This is a genomic window from Rheinheimera sp. B2H12, assembly GCF_059620065.1.
This window is the reverse complement of the sequence record NZ_CM184363.1, coordinates 245,129-259,977: the sequence shown is the minus strand read 5'-3', so window position 1 is coordinate 259,977 and position 14,849 is coordinate 245,129. Positions and strand designations below refer to the sequence as shown.

At 49.1% G+C, this 14,849-nt stretch carries 21 protein-coding genes; 9 read left to right on the top strand and 12 right to left on the bottom strand.

What is annotated here, in order from left to right; genetic code table 11:
- Positions 1-76: 76 nt before the first annotated feature.
- The 3 genes from AC53GJ_RS01270 to AC53GJ_RS01260 all read left to right on the top strand — a co-directional run bounded on the left by AC53GJ_RS01270 (position 77) and on the right by AC53GJ_RS01260 (position 2,707).
- Entirely contained in the window at positions 77-1,981 is a 1,905-nt protein-coding gene (locus AC53GJ_RS01270) for an ABC transporter ATP-binding protein (protein ID WP_496730744.1), read from the top strand.
- Entirely contained in the window at positions 1,971-2,498 is a 528-nt protein-coding gene (locus AC53GJ_RS01265) for a TIGR02444 family protein (protein WP_496730743.1), read from the top strand. Before AC53GJ_RS01270 ends, AC53GJ_RS01265 begins: the two co-directional genes overlap by 11 nt.
- 74 nt (positions 2,499-2,572) lie before the next feature.
- Positions 2,573-2,707 carry a DUF3149 domain-containing protein gene (locus AC53GJ_RS01260; protein WP_496730742.1) on the top strand — a complete coding sequence of 45 codons (135 nt, stop codon included), beginning with the start codon at positions 2,573-2,575 and terminating at the stop codon, positions 2,705-2,707.
- Between the two features lie 112 nt (positions 2,708-2,819).
- Here AC53GJ_RS01260 and AC53GJ_RS01255 read toward each other — a convergent pair whose 3' ends face one another.
- A complete protein-coding gene (locus AC53GJ_RS01255; protein ID WP_496730741.1) occupies positions 2,820-4,418 on the bottom strand; it encodes a GMC family oxidoreductase in 1,599 nt (532 codons plus the stop codon).
- Positions 4,411-4,920, bottom strand: coding sequence for a hypothetical protein (locus tag AC53GJ_RS01250; protein ID WP_496730740.1), 510 nt, complete (start codon positions 4,918-4,920; stop codon positions 4,411-4,413). Before AC53GJ_RS01250 ends, AC53GJ_RS01255 begins: the two co-directional genes overlap by 8 nt.
- A gap of 93 nt (positions 4,921-5,013) precedes the next feature.
- Here AC53GJ_RS01250 and AC53GJ_RS01245 point away from each other — a divergent pair, with 93 nt between their 5' ends.
- Together AC53GJ_RS01245 and AC53GJ_RS01240 are read left to right on the top strand one after the other, a co-directional pair.
- Complete coding sequence (locus tag AC53GJ_RS01245) at positions 5,014-6,018, top strand: hydrolase (protein WP_496732745.1); 1,005 nt, start codon at positions 5,014-5,016, stop codon at positions 6,016-6,018.
- Positions 6,018-6,254: a YheU family protein gene (locus tag AC53GJ_RS01240; RefSeq protein WP_496730739.1), complete on the top strand. Its 237-nt coding sequence runs from the start codon at positions 6,018-6,020 to the stop codon at positions 6,252-6,254. The genes AC53GJ_RS01245 and AC53GJ_RS01240 overlap by 1 nt, the downstream gene beginning before the upstream one ends.
- 158 nt (positions 6,255-6,412) lie before the next feature.
- Here AC53GJ_RS01240 and AC53GJ_RS01235 read toward each other — a convergent pair whose 3' ends face one another.
- Positions 6,413-7,597 carry a metallophosphoesterase gene (locus AC53GJ_RS01235; RefSeq protein WP_496730738.1) on the bottom strand — a complete coding sequence of 395 codons (1,185 nt, stop codon included), beginning with the start codon at positions 7,595-7,597 and terminating at the stop codon, positions 6,413-6,415.
- 300 nt (positions 7,598-7,897) lie between these two features.
- Here AC53GJ_RS01235 and AC53GJ_RS01230 point away from each other — a divergent pair, with 300 nt between their 5' ends.
- Positions 7,898-8,173 carry an EAL domain-containing protein gene (locus AC53GJ_RS01230; RefSeq protein WP_496730737.1) on the top strand — a complete coding sequence of 92 codons (276 nt, stop codon included), beginning with the start codon at positions 7,898-7,900 and terminating at the stop codon, positions 8,171-8,173.
- Positions 8,174-8,271: 98 nt separating this feature from the next.
- On the opposite strand, the gene AC53GJ_RS01225 is transcribed toward AC53GJ_RS01230, so the two are convergent.
- The 3 genes from AC53GJ_RS01225 to AC53GJ_RS01215 all read right to left on the bottom strand — a co-directional run bounded on the left by AC53GJ_RS01225 (position 8,272) and on the right by AC53GJ_RS01215 (position 9,544).
- Positions 8,272-8,439, bottom strand: a complete 168-nt coding sequence (locus AC53GJ_RS01225; protein WP_496730736.1) for a hypothetical protein — start codon at positions 8,437-8,439, stop codon at positions 8,272-8,274.
- A gap of 55 nt (positions 8,440-8,494) precedes the next feature.
- On the bottom strand, positions 8,495-8,857 hold the full coding sequence (locus AC53GJ_RS01220; protein ID WP_496730735.1) for a DUF1801 domain-containing protein: 363 nt from the start codon (positions 8,855-8,857) through the stop codon (positions 8,495-8,497).
- Positions 8,858-9,256: 399 nt separating this feature from the next.
- A complete protein-coding gene (locus AC53GJ_RS01215) occupies positions 9,257-9,544 on the bottom strand; it encodes a YciI family protein (protein WP_496730734.1) in 288 nt (95 codons plus the stop codon).
- Positions 9,545-9,633: 89 nt separating this feature from the next.
- On the opposite strand from AC53GJ_RS01215, the gene AC53GJ_RS01210 reads away from it, so the two are divergent.
- Positions 9,634-9,963 carry a winged helix-turn-helix transcriptional regulator gene (locus tag AC53GJ_RS01210; RefSeq protein ID WP_496730733.1) on the top strand — a complete coding sequence of 110 codons (330 nt, stop codon included), beginning with the start codon at positions 9,634-9,636 and terminating at the stop codon, positions 9,961-9,963.
- Positions 9,964-10,205: 242 nt separating this feature from the next.
- On the opposite strand, the gene AC53GJ_RS01205 is transcribed toward AC53GJ_RS01210, so the two are convergent.
- The 3 genes from AC53GJ_RS01205 to AC53GJ_RS01195 form a co-directional block, all read right to left on the bottom strand.
- Positions 10,206-10,508: a type II toxin-antitoxin system RelE/ParE family toxin gene (locus tag AC53GJ_RS01205; protein WP_496730732.1), complete on the bottom strand. Its 303-nt coding sequence runs from the start codon at positions 10,506-10,508 to the stop codon at positions 10,206-10,208.
- The gene (locus AC53GJ_RS01200) at positions 10,496-10,753 is read right to left on the bottom strand and encodes a type II toxin-antitoxin system Phd/YefM family antitoxin (protein ID WP_496730731.1); all 258 of its coding nucleotides are present in this window, start codon (positions 10,751-10,753) and stop codon (positions 10,496-10,498) included. The genes AC53GJ_RS01205 and AC53GJ_RS01200 overlap by 13 nt, the downstream gene beginning before the upstream one ends.
- A gap of 139 nt (positions 10,754-10,892) precedes the next feature.
- The gene (locus AC53GJ_RS01195; protein ID WP_496730730.1) at positions 10,893-11,264 is read right to left on the bottom strand and encodes a nuclear transport factor 2 family protein; all 372 of its coding nucleotides are present in this window, start codon (positions 11,262-11,264) and stop codon (positions 10,893-10,895) included.
- Positions 11,265-11,423: 159 nt separating this feature from the next.
- On the opposite strand from AC53GJ_RS01195, the gene AC53GJ_RS01190 reads away from it, so the two are divergent.
- Positions 11,424-11,669 (top strand): type II toxin-antitoxin system CcdA family antitoxin, encoded by a 246-nt coding sequence (locus tag AC53GJ_RS01190; RefSeq protein WP_496730729.1) that lies wholly within the window; start codon positions 11,424-11,426, stop codon positions 11,667-11,669.
- Positions 11,669-11,986, top strand: coding sequence for a CcdB family protein (locus tag AC53GJ_RS01185; RefSeq protein ID WP_496730728.1), 318 nt, complete (start codon positions 11,669-11,671; stop codon positions 11,984-11,986). The genes AC53GJ_RS01190 and AC53GJ_RS01185 overlap by 1 nt, the downstream gene beginning before the upstream one ends.
- Before the next feature lie 97 nt (positions 11,987-12,083).
- Here the strand turns inward: AC53GJ_RS01185 and AC53GJ_RS01180 are convergent, their stop codons facing one another.
- The 3 genes from AC53GJ_RS01180 to nudE form a co-directional block, all read right to left on the bottom strand.
- Positions 12,084-12,779, bottom strand: a complete 696-nt coding sequence (locus tag AC53GJ_RS01180; protein WP_496730727.1) for an HNH endonuclease — start codon at positions 12,777-12,779, stop codon at positions 12,084-12,086.
- 681 nt (positions 12,780-13,460) lie between these two features.
- Positions 13,461-14,279 (bottom strand): 3'(2'),5'-bisphosphate nucleotidase CysQ, encoded by an 819-nt coding sequence (cysQ, locus tag AC53GJ_RS01175; RefSeq protein WP_496730726.1) that lies wholly within the window; start codon positions 14,277-14,279, stop codon positions 13,461-13,463.
- On the bottom strand, positions 14,266-14,844 hold the full coding sequence (gene nudE / locus AC53GJ_RS01170) for an ADP compounds hydrolase NudE (RefSeq protein ID WP_496730725.1): 579 nt from the start codon (positions 14,842-14,844) through the stop codon (positions 14,266-14,268). Before nudE ends, cysQ begins: the two co-directional genes overlap by 14 nt.
- Between the last annotated feature and the right edge of the window lie 5 nt (positions 14,845-14,849).

Below are 14,849 nucleotides of genomic sequence, written 5' to 3'. Positions count from 1 at the left end.
AAAACCGTGAAACTCTTGGTTTGTGGCGGCTAACCTATTACATTAGCAGCCCAAATCAGTCCCAGTGGTAGAACAAATGATCCAACTGCAACAAGTCGAATTACGCCGCGGCATTTTATGTTTGCTGCAACAGGCCGATCTTACCGTATTTCCCGGCCAAAAAGTCGGGATCATTGGCGCCAATGGCTGCGGCAAGTCGACTTTATTCGCCTTACTGCAAGGTAAACTGCAAGCAGATGCCGGCACTGTCAGTATTCCGAACAGCTGGACCATCGCCACTGTTGCCCAGGAAACACCTGCCGTTGAGGTCAGTGCCATGGACTATGTGCTGCAGGGCGACGAAGCTTTGTACCCGCTGTTACTTCAAGTGCGTCAGGCGCATGAAGACACCGATCTGATTGCGGTACATCATCAAATCGAAGCGCTGGACGGTTATCGCGCCGAAGCCAAAGCCGGCACTTTACTCGATGGCCTCGGTTTTAGCGGCGATATGCAGCATAAACCGGTGAAATCCTTTTCAGGTGGTTGGCGGATGCGGCTTAACTTAGCCCGCGCCCTGATGCAACGCGCCGAATTATTGCTGCTGGACGAACCCACCAACCACTTAGATTTAGATGCTGTGTTGTGGCTGGAAAAGTACCTCAGCAACTTCGAAGGCACCATGCTGCTGATCAGCCACGACCGTGATTTCCTTGACGCTGTGGTCGATAACATCGTGCATATCGACAACCAGCAACTGACGTTATACCGTGGTAACTACAGTCAGTTTGAACGTCAGCGCGCTGAACATATGGCGCAGCAACAATCAACCTTCGAAAAACAACAACGTCAGGTGGCCCACCTGCAAAAGTTTATCGACCGCTTCCGCGCTCAGGCGACCAAAGCCAAACAAGCGCAAAGCCGGATTAAAGCGCTGGAACGGATGACCTTATTGGCACCGGCTCATGTCGATTCACCTTTTCAGTTTGAATTCCTTGACCCCAGAGCCTTGCCAAATCCGCTGCTCAAGATGGAAAACGTCCGCGCCGGTTATGGCGATCACAGTATCCTGCAACAAATTAATTTTCAGTTATTGCCAGGCAGCCGGATTGGCTTGCTCGGTCGCAATGGCGCTGGTAAATCGACCTTGATTAAACTGCTGTCAGGCAGTTTGCAACCGCAAAGCGGCGACATCTGGTATGCCGCAGGCGTGGCTATTGGTTATTTTGCCCAGCATCAACTGGAAACACTGCGGCCAGAAGACTCGCCGTTGCAACATATGGTGCGACTGGCCCCCCAAGCGACCGAACAAAGTCTGCGCGATTTCCTCGGCGGCTTTGGTTTTCATGGCGATAAAGCACTGGCCGCCTGCGCGCCATTTTCCGGTGGCGAAAAAGCCCGGCTGGTACTGGCTCTGCTAGTCTATCAAAGACCAAACCTGCTGTTATTGGATGAACCGACCAACCACCTGGACCTGGATATGCGCGAAGCTATTGTGATGGCGCTGCAGGGTTTCCAGGGCGCTATTGTGGTGGTTTCGCACGACCGGCACTTACTCGCCAGCACCACCGACGAGTTTTATCTGGTGGCGCATGGCAAAGTCGCGCCTTTTGCCGGTGATTTGAACGATTATTACCAATGGTTACAGGATGATACTAAAGCACAGCAGCCGGTCAGTGATTCCGCCAGCTCAGGTGCCATGCAACGTAAGGACCAAAAAAGGTTAGAAGCCGATTTACGTAACCTGACACGGAAACTGAAACAAAACATCGACAAGCTGGAACAGCAACAACAAAAAGTAGAAGATCAACTGGCGCTGTTAGAAACGAAACTGGCGGATGTCGGCATTTATGAGCAAAACCGTAAAGCTGAACTCACCCAGGTGCTGAACGAACAAACCCAGGCCAAAGCGACGCTGTCGACGGTGGAAGAACAATGGTTTACCGCGCAAGAAGAGCTGGAGCAACTGACCACTGAGTTCTGGCAGAAAAATGCCGGCTGACAGCCCACAGTGCAATGAATGGCCGGATGAAGCGCAGCTGTGGCAATGGAGCCTGGCGCTGTATCCGCTGATCAAACCCCAGTGCCTGCAATGGCAGGATCAGTATCAAGCCAACGTCAATCTGCTGTTGTTGCTGCTGTATTTACAGCGCCAACAACAGCAACTGACCGCATCGCAGTTGCAACAACTCTGTGACGCCTTGCTGCCACAACAGCAGTTTACCCGCCAGCTCAGACAATTACGCCGTCAATTGCCGCCGCACCTGACTGAAACAGCAGCCAGTCCGCTGAAACACAGCCTGTTACAGGCCGAGCTCTGTTCAGAACGACTGGAACAGCAGCTGTTAGTGCAGGCGCTGCCACAGCTGAGCCATCACAATCCAGCCATTGCAACCGCCACCACGCTGTTGCTGCCACTTTATCTGCAACAATTACAAATCCCGCTCACCAGCGCATTGCAGCAGCAGATGCTTGATCTGGATCAAAGCGCCGGCCAAGTCGGCTGGCCCAGCCGCTAAAGCTTGATCCAGGTCAGGTTTTACCACGCTGTTTCAGCCTAAACTGCCTCTATCAACACAATGGAGGATAAGCCATGAACATCTGGCAAGAGTTTTTAAATGATCCGGTAATTTTTATCTCTTTTACAGGCTTGGCCATTGTGATCGGTTTATGCCTGTTCTATGCAGTGTACTTTATGTACAAAATTGGGCACGACAAAGCACAGTAAACGTGCTGCCGCTTGACCCTGAATACCTTTGCTTTCGACACGTTTTTTTACCTGCGACATCACTGAGCATCATTATGCTACGCCGGGAATGGCCCAACCTCCCGGCGTTTTTTTATGGCTGCGGCCCTGTCCGCCCGGTTAACTCCGCCGCCAGCAAACTGGCATTACGCCAAATCAAGCCAAAAATAGTTAATTGTGGATTGGCGCCCAGACTACTGGGGAGGACGGAGCCATCCAGCACCGACAAATTCTGCAGTTGAAAATGCTGGCCTTCACGGTTCACTACGCCTTGTGCCGCAGTTGCCGCCATATTGCAGCCGCCCATCACATGCGCCGATGCCAATGCAACCTGATAGGGCGCGAGCTGTAGCTGCAGAATGGCCGCTTTTGCTTCGGCAAAACTGCGATATAAACGACCACTCTGATGCACCGGCATCACAGTCTTGGCCCCGGCGGCAAATTGCAGTTCGGCCATCGCCAGATACGCTTGTTGCACGCCTTGCCACAGATAAGGGGTGAGCGGGTAATCCAGCACAGGTTCACCCGCCTGATCTAAAACCACCTGACCGCCCGGCGCTTGCGGCGAAAAGCCGTCGCGCAATAATGCGATCATCACCTGCATCTGATTAAAATTTTTCATTAAATCAGCATGTAATTGCGCCATACCTGTCAGTGTCGACGCCATCAGCACCGGATGGATCGGTGGAACTTCCAGTTTAAACCCCATCTCTGTACCGGCTGGCCAGACAAATTGGTCGGAATAAATCGATTGGGGTGCGCCCTGATGGCCAGCAATATCTTGCGCAAACAAAGCACCGGAAATCACACTTGGGTGCAAAAAGGTGCCTTTGCCAAGGCGGCCGGCCGGATCCGGCACTTTGGAGCGTAATAACAATGCCGGTGAATTGATGGCACCACCCGCCACCACATAATGCCTGGCCTTGAGCCGGATCTGTAGCCGCGGATCCGGCTGATACCAGGCATCGACCGGCACCGCCAGCACCCCTGTGACCTGATCGCCCTGCCACAGCAACTGCCGGGCTGAAACCCGGCTAATCAAGGTTGCCCCGGCCGCCAGAGCTGCCGGGATCGTGGTCACCAGCATCGACTGTTTGGCATTGAGCGGACAACCCATGCCACAATACCCAAGATTGGCGCAGCCATGCACATTGCGATGGATCACAGTATGCTGCCAGCCCAACTGTTGGCAGCCATGCCGCAGCGCCTCATTATTGGCATTGGGCGGCAGTTGCCACTGGCTAATCTGTAACCTGGCTTCAGCTTTGGCAAAATAAGGTGTCAGGCTATGCGCACCGCTAAAATCCAGCCCAAAGGCAGCACGCCAATAATCCAGTGTTGGCTGTGGCGTGCGGATTGACGTGGTCCAGTTCACGGTGGTCGACCCACCGACGGTCCGGCCCTGTAAAATCGCAATGGCCTGATCTTTGGTTTTGCGGGCAGCACCATCCTGATATAAATGCGGATAAGCCCAACGCTCTTGCTGGCGAAAATCGCTGCTGCTGTGCAGCGCACCATGCTCCAGTAAAATCACCGTTAAACCGGCCTGAGTCAAAATTTCAGCCGCTATACCGCCGCCAGCGCCAGTGCCAATAATCACCACATCAGCTTCAAACTGCTGATCACTGCTAAAGGTAGCGGCATCCAGATGTTTCCAGCCAGCGGCCAGTCCTTGTTTGATCGGATCATGCATAAGGCCGGAACTCCAGGGCTTGATAGTTTAACGCCGGCCATTGTTCCGGCTGACCATAAAATGCCGCCAGCAACAGTGCCCGCAAGCCATGAAACGCTTGTTGTAACAGCTGTAAGTAGCTGGTTCGCCAACGCTCCAGCAACTGTAATCGCAAGTCGATGCGAAGCTCCGGCAGTGCCAGCAGATGACCGGTCAAGGCCAACCGTGTGATGCGATGACACAACAAGCCGAACAATTGCTGCAATTCGGCTTGGGTGCGTTTGGGTAAAAACGGCAAAAACTCCAGCACAGCGGTGCGGGTCTGCTGAATTTGCTGTTGTTGCAGCGCGGCATCGGTCGATAAAGCGCCCAGTAACAAGGCCGGTAGCAGCGCATCCAATACCAACACAGCTTGCTGCTGCGCGGACTCGGCGCTGGGATTTAATGTTGGATAAACACTGAGCCCAGTGGTAAATGCAGCCCCTGTCGCCAGCCCGAGCATGATAAACTGTCGTCTTTGCATCGCAGACTCCGCTCTGTGCTTGCCGCGGCAAGCCTTCTATCTGATTAGACCAGTACAGAGCATTGTTGATGAGGATTGGTGATATTGCAAGCAGTGAATACTAAAGCACAAGCTACTGATTTAGCAGAATTTACGCCGGCATGGTGGCTGCGAAACAACCATTTACAGACTATATTCGCCAAATATTTAGCCCCCAAACGTGAGTTGACACTGCAGCCTGAACTGCTAGCGCTGCCAGATGGCGACGAATTGATGCTGCACTTTGCCCAAGCCAAGCCGCTACCCCAGCAACCTTTAGTGTTGATCTTGCATGGTTTGGAAGGTAATTTTCGCAGCCATTACGTGCGGGGATTGATCGACAGTCTGCAACAACAAGGTTTTGCCGCCGTGCTGATGCATTTTCGCGGTTGTCATGGTCAAGCCAATAAATTAGCACGCGCTTATCATTCCGGTGATACCGCCGATTTGGCTTATGTACTGCAACAACTGCAATGGCGTTACCCCAACACCCCGCTTGCGGCGGTAGGGTTTTCACTGGGCGGCAATGTGCTGATGAAATTTTGTGGGGAACAAGGGCCAGCCAATCCGCTGCAAGCGGCGGTTGCCGTTTCTGCACCGCTGCAGTTGGCCGCCAGTGCAGACCGGATCAATCAAGGCTTTAGCCGGGTGTATCAGCAATATTTACTGCGCCGTTTAAAACAAACCATGCTGCGCAAGTTGGCACGCCATGCCGATTTTCCAATTGCACTCAGCCCAGCGGATTTACAGCAAATCCGCAGTATCCGCCAGTTTGATCAACAGCTGACCGCGCCGCTGCATGGTTTTCGCGATGCCGATGATTATTACCAACAAGCCAGCGCCAAGCCGTATTTAGCCAGCATCTGCCGCCCTAGCCTGCTGATCCACGCCAAAGATGACCCTTTTCTGGCCAGTAACGTGATCCCCACAGCAGCGGAGTTAAACCCACAGGTGCAACTATTATTATCTGAACAGGGTGGCCACGTCGGTTTTATCAGTGGCGGCACGCCATGGCGGCCACATTACTGGCTGGATCAGGTGATCCCCGCCTTCCTGCAACAACATTTAGGAGTCCTTTGATGCTCATCCCCTACCAACAACTGGCACCAACCACGCTGGAAGCACTGATTGAAGCTTTTGTGCTGCGGGAAGGTACTGATTATGGCGACACTGAGCTCAGTCTGGCTGATAAAGTCGCGCTGGTGCTGCAGCAAATCAAACAAGGGGAAGTGGTAATTTGTTACTCAGAGCAAGAGGAAACTGTCGATTTGCTTACCGCAAGGGATTATCGGAGATTAGCGACTACCTTGTCTTAGTGCCTTGGTTGAATCAACAGCTGCCAGCTGATATTACTCTTCGGAAAAAGGGGGCAGAGCTAATTGGCTTCGCTGCTGGTCTGCCCGGTCCGCATTTTTTGAGACAAGTGCAGACTATTGGGCGTTTATTAGCTCCGTTCCCTTTTTCCAGTTCGGTTTTACAAAGCTTCGGCATCACCATCGTCTAATAGCCGAAAATACTGTCCATCCTTAATCAATAATCCTTCGCTGGCACGAAACGGGAAGCTACGCAGATAATCTTTTGGATGTCTGACATCAATAGCAAAGACTTTGTGATTATAAAGGGCGTTCACTTTACTTTGTAAAGTATGGCCAACCACAACAGCATTCGCACCAACGGCTATTAAACCTTGCTCTACTTCTTGCTGTGATAAATTGTCTTTAAAATAACCTCTGTACCAGGCAGGCCCGGTGGTGCTGGAACGCAAGAATGACTCTTTGGTCACCTGAACCGGCGTATAATACAGCTTGCGATATCCATCACGAACAATACGATTTATCTCTTGCACACTAAGCTGATATTTTGCAATGTCGGGGTGAAGCCCGCCATGAACAAAAGCAATCCCATTGATCACTTCCAACACATTTTTTGATGCTAACCAGCGTCCTAACAAGGCGTTGTCATCAAAAAGCTGAAATTGCTGCTTACCCAGGATGCCCGCGATATAAAAGTATTTTTCATTGGCCGACTGATAGTTTCCCTGCAGGTTTTTAATTTCATGATTACCAATTACAAAATGTACTTTACCCCCAAGCTGCCTAGCCGATTGTTCGAGCTTATAAATACCCCAGAGCACTTGCGTGGTGGAGGCGCCCCTATCGACAAAGTCTCCCACCAGAACCAGATGCCCTTTACCAAAAGTCCAGTTTAGCTTTTCATCGGCGATGTTATGGGACACTAAAAAGTCCCGAAAGGCGCCAAAACCACTTTCGATGTCTGACAGGGCAACTATAGGCTCACCATCATCATAAATGGCTGCCGGAGTTTCGATAGTGCCGCTAAGATTCAAGTTGAAGTTTGTGTTATCGGCCGGATAAACCACAGGAATAGTCACGTCTTTCTCAGCAGAAAATGCTGCGCCAGAAGAAGAAAGTGCCATGCTGTCCAAATAAAAACCTTTGTCATTGTCCCCCTTTATGACATAGGCGGCGGCTTGGTCTTTTTCATAGAACACATGCACTTCGCCCTCCAGTTGATAAGCCAGTTGGTCTTCAAATAAATGAGCGTCAGCCCCAATAAATAAACCGAAGCTTACAAGTCCAGCCAGCAGCAACACAAAAGTAAAACCGAAGTGTTTCAAATTAGTCAGAATAAGAGACATACCACTCTCCTTGGGATTGGTGTTTTAAATATGCATTTTCAAAATCTGGGCTATTTGGCAAGTCAGATACAAAAGCCCGGTTCCCATCACCACTGCTATTGAAATAAACCACGCAGCGGGTATGCCGTGGGCCTGATTATCCATCTGACTAAAATACAGCACCACCCTGTCAATATTTATTGCAAGTTACTTTGCAATACAAAGTAATTTGTAGTGCATTAATTAAGTAATGACAAGTATTTATTGCTGATCTAAGTGAAATTCAGCCAACTTCTGCAAAAATGACAGACACTGGCTGATTTGCCTGCGGATACGCTAAAGATAGACCGGCGTTTTGTCGAAGGCATTCCGCATAACAAACTGCAGGTGAAAATTCTGTTCACCACCATTCAGTTAGCAAAATCGTTGCAACTGACGGTGATCGCAGAAGGGGTCGAAAACGATATTCAGCGCCGTTTTCTCAACACCCTCGGTTGCCAGCAACAACAAGGTTATTTTTTCGGTAAACCAGCCTCAGTGGAGTTTTGGCAGCAACGCTTGCAGCAGGCGGCTACTTCGGCTTCAACCTTGCCGTAGTGCTGGTTGGCCGCTACACCGGCGGGGTTTTGGTGGTTGGTGATTGGTGATTTTTGCCTGCAGCATGCTGATTTAAAAAAGTTTTCGCCGTTGGCGAGTTACTTATTTTGAGCGAGAAGGGTAAATAACGGCGCGAGGAACGAGCGACTGCCGACCTCAGGGACCGAATTTAATGGCTTTGCTAGAGCACCGATCAGTTCAAAACGCGAGCAGCAGAGCTGACGAAAAAACTCGCAGGCAAGGCGGGCAAAATGAGCAATAGTCATTGCTACTGCTCAATTTGCCCACGGCTGCTGCCGATTTTTTAAACTGCTCGATGCTCTAGGCATCATTTAAGGCACAATTGTGTGCTTGAACAATATACTCACGCGCATGATTTTCCTGAATATCAGCAGCTGTCAGGAATTTTATGTGTCGCCTCGTCTTTCCTTTGCCTTCAAGAACACCAAACTCGTCCTTTAAGCCAGCACCATTGCTCAGTTCAAGCGTAATATGCTCTTTGTATGAGAAAACCCCGCAGAATGGCTTTGGATCGGAAAAAAGTAATCCGCCGTATTTAATCTCCTCAGAAACCGTTTTAGATATGCAAAGAGCAATTGCACGTAGTGACTCAACAATTTCTGCGTGCTCCGGTTTGCTAAGCCGAATATCACTGAGGAAGCTATCGATACGTTTTTCTGACATTTTCAGAGACCTATTTAATATAAAATTTCTCAAATTCTGGACGGAAAAAGGGGGCGGAGCTAATTAGCTTCACCTCTGGTCTGCCCGGCCAGCATTTTTTGAAACAAGTGTAGGCTATTGGGAGCTTACAAGCTACGCGCCCATTTTTCGTCCGGTGCAGCCGCTGATTAGCCCTCGCTCATCACTCTCAACAGTGCTGTAATTTCCGCTTCCGACGATACACCATGACTTACAGAAAAAAAGAAATAAGCGTCATAGGCTTGCCATTTTTTGCTGCGCTTAGACCTTGTGGTGTCAGTGACAAAACCGATGACGCTCGATGAACCCGTGACTGCTAATTATGACGCTTCAAATAACATAATTAGATCTGACCCCATTTTTCCGACGAAAATTTGATTGTCAGGCTATGATAGAAGCGTACTTTTCAGAAGCCATAACAGGAATAAATTCAGTAATAACATAGCTTACCGCACCACTAGCAACGAATGGATCTGACTCCAATACACCGACAAGCGCCTCCTTAGTTGGATGCGCTGAGACCAATATACCGCCTGTTCTGGGTACCTTCCTGCCACCAAACATCAATAAGCTAGATTTGTATTGCTTCTCCAAATATTTTTTATGCCGTTCCGTCAACTCCGGAGTAACCTTACTCATGTCAGTAAAGTTCATATCGACTAAATACATAACTACCTCGCTTTTTTAGTTGGCTACCTGTAAAGTGCTACTCATTTCGTAGCAAACTATAACGCTACTAATTTAGAAGCGCAAGAAATATGAATACACCACTACCAAAGAAAGCGGTTCGAGGCTCAAATTCTGGTATAGCCATCATGGCTGTATTTGATCTGCTCGGTACAAAATGGAATATGAGAATTCTATGGGAACTAAACTCAAAACCATTGAACTTCAGGGCATTGCAAAGCCAATGCAGCGGAATGTCGCCATCTGTATTAAACAATAGAATTAAACAACTAGCAGAAGCACAGCTCATTTACACATCGGAAGAAGGCTACAAACTCACAGGGCTGGGTTACTCTCTTATGCAAACCCTTGATCCTTTGAGAGACTGGGCTGCTACATGGGAAGACACACTAGAGCTTTAGCTGAGACATAATGACTCCCCACAAGGTGCTGAAACAGGGGTTGGAGCTAATTTGCTCCGCCTTTGGTCTGCCCGGTCCGCACGATCATCAGCGATCTTCTTTAATCGTTTCCAGCTTTCAGGTTGAAACCAGGCAATACCGATGACGATCTCATTGTCTTACACTGATACCTCCCGCTGGCAAACCATAACGCGCCGCGTGTGAGCGTTGTAGGGGTCGAACACCGCAAATGACGCGGATAGTTAGCTGTATCCAAGCATAAATGCACGAAGCTGTCGCTCCTCTCGCATGACAAAGAGGACCAAAACCCGCTGCCCATCCTCACGATAAAAAATGCGACAGGGTGGAACCACGACCTCCCTGTATACCGAATCGGGTAGCTCAGGTGGGATCCGCCCGGATTTGGGGAAATTCTCCAAAGGTTCAGTCTTATCGAAAACTGCCTTCACGAGATCGCTTGCGGCAGCAGGATTGTCCAAAGCAATATACTCAGCAATGGCATCCAGTTCTTGCAGGGCTGGCTCTGCCCAAATTACTTCAGCCATTTACCCATTTTCTCTCTGGACTCACTTTGGCTATGCGTTCTTCCCTCAAGTACAGCTCGCTCTCCCCGAGCGAGCCCCTCAAGCAGCTCAAGCCGACGCTGCATGAATTCATAATCTTGCACATCAACAAGGTATGCAGATGGCAGCCCATGCTCGGTAATCAATACGGGCTCTTTCGACAAGTGCAGATCTGCCAGAATCTTGGTAGCCTGGCGCTTTAGATTCGTAACTAGCTCAACTTTCATAGGTTCACCCTGTTCTAGCTTTAAAGTGGCACTATAGTATCACTTTCTAGATTGTGCAATCCCAGCTAACGCCGCCATCAGCGCGCGACGGGAGCCTCGGGCGACCGTAAGGAGCATAATGAATGGCTTTGTTAGGTATCTACTTAAATGGTTTACATAAGGTGCCCTGATGGAAGATCATTTGCCACCTCCCATTTATCAGAGACCATATTGAACATCGTAATGAGTAAATAGCGGTGGTCTCACCAGCTTTTACCATGACAGCTTTATAAAGTAACTGGGCACAATTTGGCGCTAAATGTCTCAATTCATATTCAGATGCACTGATGGTAGGAGACAATTCTGCTGGCAGACGCTCCAGAGCCTCTTTTTTTCCAAATCGAACGCCAGAACCAGCAATTTCAGTGAACTCATCCGCAATGAGTTCATCCAATTCGCCGTATGAAGCTCTGGTCTGTGCCTTAAATAAATGCTCTTCTAATTCGATAAGCTTCGCCTTTAAATTTTCCACCAAATCACCATGTAACTCTAACCCCAAATTTAGCGCGGCAAGCAGCTCAGCGGGTTGACGTCGCAGTCAGCGACTTTTGCTGGCGCTAAAATTTATTTGTTATATACCATCATTGCCACTACAATCAATGCGCATCGAGCATACGCACGGAGTTACGTTATGCGAACCACATTTAGTACGCAAGCACCAAAAAAGGCGACAAACCTTAGCTTAAACAGTGAGTTACTTGCTGAAGCTAAACGACTTAATATCAATCTATCCGCGACAATGGAAAAGGCTTTAGAAAAAGAGGTTTCTTCCAGATTAAAAGCTGAATGGTTAGCGCAGAACGCTGATTCTATTCAAGCTTACAACGAGCTCACTGAAAAACACGGTCTTTTTTCTGATTCATACCGAGTATTCTGATGTCTCAATTTATTCTTTACAAAAATCTGGACAATAACACCTCTAAAGCCTATCCCTATTTTGTTGACGTGCAAAGTGAGCTGTTGAGTACCTTAAATACTCGATTGGTTATTCCACTAACACCGCTCTATTTATTAGAAAAAAAAGCACCAAGTCATTTGTGTCCAACAGTTCATCTTGAACAAGGCGACTTTGTCGTTCTTACCCAACAAATGGCGAGTATTCCAGCCAAAATATTAGCCGAGCCAGTCACAGACTTAAGCCCTTTCAGAGATGAGATTATCGCTGCAATCGACTTTCTGATTACTGGCATATAACGCCCAAAGCAGAGCTAGCTTAGCGTCAGGTCTTGCTTCTTGCCTTTTTAGCCAGATAGCAAAAGGCATTAGACCTGACCCTGATGGACTGATTTGCTTATTTCAAAATTCTTATTAGGTCTTGAACACCTAAAGGTGGATTGGTCCTATGAATTACCGCATGGCAGTTAGGACACAAAGGTTTAAGGTCATTTATTGGATCAACTTTGTATTCTTTTTTTATTTCAGATAAAGGCACTTCATGGTGTACATGAATAAAACCTTTGCCAAATGCACCATAATTCTCTTCGAAGTTGAATCCACAAACAAAACACTTACAACCATAATGTGCAATGCACTTTTCCCTAGCATTAACGTTACGCTCATATGCATTAACAGAAATTATTTTGGTTGCCCCTTCTACGAATTGTTCGGGAAATAATACTTCCTCTGCAATTGATGGCTTAGTATGCTTTTGTCTGCTGATCGCGAACCAGCGACCAGACACTCCAGCAAGCATTTTATTTTCTAACAAAGGAGTGAAACTTTTAATTTTTGCCTTGCCGTTTTCACCTTCATCATACTGCATGAGGAAGGTTTTAAGCTTGTAGCCATGCTTTTCGATTAGCTCAATATGTTCAAGTGACTGATTACGACCATTACCATGCCAAGCTTGGTCAAATATCAATCCATCTTCATTGACATCCCAAAGTCCGAAAATCACAAATTTCTCTTGATGATTTACAAACGACCAACTCCAATTCCAGTTTTTGCAGGTTGCCCCTACTGACTCAATAAATTTTTTTCTACTCACAGCACTCCTCGTCAAGGCATTTTTCAGGAAAAAGGGGGCGTGTAGCTTAGGGGCAGGCTTCTTGCCTTTTTAGCCAGATAGCAAAAAACCTGACCCTGATGGATGCTGCCGTTTTTCATGAGCATTGGTGTTTTAAGCTATCTGCTTTTTTGTCTGACTTCAACAAGATATAAACATTAGTTGTTGTTCAGGGAACGAGAAAGAATGTTTTGCATTCGTAAAGATCCGCCCTTAATGCAAATCTACCTTCACACAACAACGCTTTTGGCCCCGTTGAGTGAGCCGCTTTAAAATCAGTGGTTTGAGGTTTTAAGCTGGCGAGTGTTTGAGGTCGCCGACGCTAGCGGCGGCCGAGTTGCGCCAGCGCCTCAAACTGCTGATTTTATTGCGGGCTTTCGAGCGATCCGGGGTCGCCTTTTGTTGGTTACTTATTTTGGCGAAGCAAAATAAGTAACTCGCCTTCGGCGAAAGCTTTTAAAACACCGCCAGCAGCAAGCCAATAAAACCTGTCGTGTTTACGACCACAATGTCTGACTGCCCCGCCGCTTTGCATCGGGTCGAGTCAGACCTACGGGGCGACAAACCACAATGTCCGACTGCCCCGCCGCTTCGCATCGGGTCGAGTCAGACCTACGGTAGTGGCGTACCACCCCCCCGTTGTCACGGAGCCCCGCCGCAAGCTTACCGCTCGCAGTGATGCGGCTGAATCAACTGCTGCCAGTTGACATTACTCTGGCCCATCACCATAAAATCCGGATTGGCCAGGCTTTCGCGTTGGTTGTAACTGAGTGGCGCGAACTGGCTGTCGAGGATTTTACCGCCGGCTTCTTCGACAATAATATGCACGGCGCCGGTATCCCACTCGCCGGTTGGGCCCAGTCGCAGATAGCAGTCGGCGCCGCCTTCGGCCACCAGGCAACTTTTCAGCGAACAACTGCCAAGTGCAATAAACTCGACTTGTTGCTGCGCATCCAGCAACTGCTGGATATGTTGCAGCGGCTGGCGGCGGCTGACGGCAATGCGTAAGACCTCGCCCTGCTGATGTTGCCGCACCTGAATATGATTGATCAGATTACGATGTTGCTTAAAAGCACCATGACCGCGGGTGGCGTAATAACAGATATTCTCTTTTGGCCAGAAAATCACCCCGAGTGCCGGCCAGCCGTGCTCTACCAAGGCGATACTGACGGCGAAATCACCGCTGCGGGCGACAAATTCCTGGGTGCCATCCATGGGATCAATCAGCCAATAACGCGGCCAATGCTGGCGCTGCGCCAAGGGCACCAAGTTACTTTCTTCGGAGATAATCGGGATATCCGGTGTCAGTTCGGATAACCGGTTCAGAATAATGCGGTTAGCAGCGTAATCCGCTGTGGTGACCGGGCTTTCATCCGCTTTTTGACAAGCCTGATAATCCCCGCTCTGGTAAAGTTGCCACAAGGTTTCTCCAGCTTCCCTGGCGGCAGCTTTCACCGGTTCGAGCAATCTACTTAAAAACATCCTGATGCGTATCCAGATACTTTTTTGCCAGAAACAGGGCAGCGATACTGCGGGCTTCGGTAAAGTCGGCCTGCAATAACAACTGATCCAGGTCTTGCCAGCGCCACCTGACCAGCTCTAACGGTTCAGGTTCATCCCCTGGCAGCGATGCTGCATAGAGTCCGGTGGCCATGACAATGTGCATTGTAGCATTAAAATACCCTGGAGCCAGCGCCACGGCTTTCAGTACGACTAAAGTTGCAGCACCAAAACCGGCCTCTTCTTTTAATTCGCGGTTGGCAGCCTGTAGTGCATCTTCACCCGGGTCAATCAGCCCTTTGGGAAAGCCGAGCTGATAATCATGGGTGCCGGCACTGTATTCGCGGATCAGGTAAAAATGCTCCGGATCTGGGCAGGCCACCACCATCACAGCGCCACGGCCCGAGCCCTGCATCCGTTCAAAGGTGCGTAACTCGCCATTACTGAATTGCAGATCCAGTTGTTCAATTTTAAATAACCGGCTCTGCGCCACTATTTCCTGGCGCAGGATTTGCGGTTTTTGTTTGTCACCCTGACGTTCAGCCATACCTT

Bases quoted from the DNA above. Each gene is read 5' to 3' on its own strand.
- AC53GJ_RS01270 (WP_496730744.1), top strand. From the start codon at position 77: ATGATCCAACTGCAACAAGTCGAATTACGCCGCGGCATTTTATGTTTG.
- AC53GJ_RS01265 (WP_496730743.1), top strand. From the start codon at position 1,971: ATGCCGGCTGACAGCCCACAGTGCAATGAATGGCCGGATGAAGCGCAG.
- AC53GJ_RS01260 (WP_496730742.1), top strand. From the start codon at position 2,573: ATGAACATCTGGCAAGAGTTTTTAAATGATCCGGTAATTTTTATCTCT.
- AC53GJ_RS01255 (WP_496730741.1), bottom strand. From the start codon at position 4,418: ATGCATGATCCGATCAAACAAGGACTGGCCGCTGGCTGGAAACATCTG.
- AC53GJ_RS01250 (WP_496730740.1), bottom strand. From the start codon at position 4,920: ATGCAAAGACGACAGTTTATCATGCTCGGGCTGGCGACAGGGGCTGCA.
- AC53GJ_RS01240 (WP_496730739.1), top strand. From the start codon at position 6,018: ATGCTCATCCCCTACCAACAACTGGCACCAACCACGCTGGAAGCACTG.
- AC53GJ_RS01235 (WP_496730738.1), bottom strand. From the start codon at position 7,597: ATGTCTCTTATTCTGACTAATTTGAAACACTTCGGTTTTACTTTTGTG.
- AC53GJ_RS01225 (WP_496730736.1), bottom strand. From the start codon at position 8,439: ATGACTATTGCTCATTTTGCCCGCCTTGCCTGCGAGTTTTTTCGTCAG.
- AC53GJ_RS01220 (WP_496730735.1), bottom strand. From the start codon at position 8,857: ATGTCAGAAAAACGTATCGATAGCTTCCTCAGTGATATTCGGCTTAGC.
- AC53GJ_RS01215 (WP_496730734.1), bottom strand. From the start codon at position 9,544: ATGTATTTAGTCGATATGAACTTTACTGACATGAGTAAGGTTACTCCG.
- AC53GJ_RS01210 (WP_496730733.1), top strand. From the start codon at position 9,634: ATGAATACACCACTACCAAAGAAAGCGGTTCGAGGCTCAAATTCTGGT.
- AC53GJ_RS01205 (WP_496730732.1), bottom strand. From the start codon at position 10,508: ATGGCTGAAGTAATTTGGGCAGAGCCAGCCCTGCAAGAACTGGATGCC.
- AC53GJ_RS01200 (WP_496730731.1), bottom strand. From the start codon at position 10,753: ATGAAAGTTGAGCTAGTTACGAATCTAAAGCGCCAGGCTACCAAGATT.
- AC53GJ_RS01190 (WP_496730729.1), top strand. From the start codon at position 11,424: ATGCGAACCACATTTAGTACGCAAGCACCAAAAAAGGCGACAAACCTT.
- AC53GJ_RS01185 (WP_496730728.1), top strand. From the start codon at position 11,669: ATGTCTCAATTTATTCTTTACAAAAATCTGGACAATAACACCTCTAAA.
- cysQ (WP_496730726.1), bottom strand. From the start codon at position 14,279: ATGTTTTTAAGTAGATTGCTCGAACCGGTGAAAGCTGCCGCCAGGGAA.
- nudE (WP_496730725.1), bottom strand. From the start codon at position 14,844: ATGGCTGAACGTCAGGGTGACAAACAAAAACCGCAAATCCTGCGCCAG.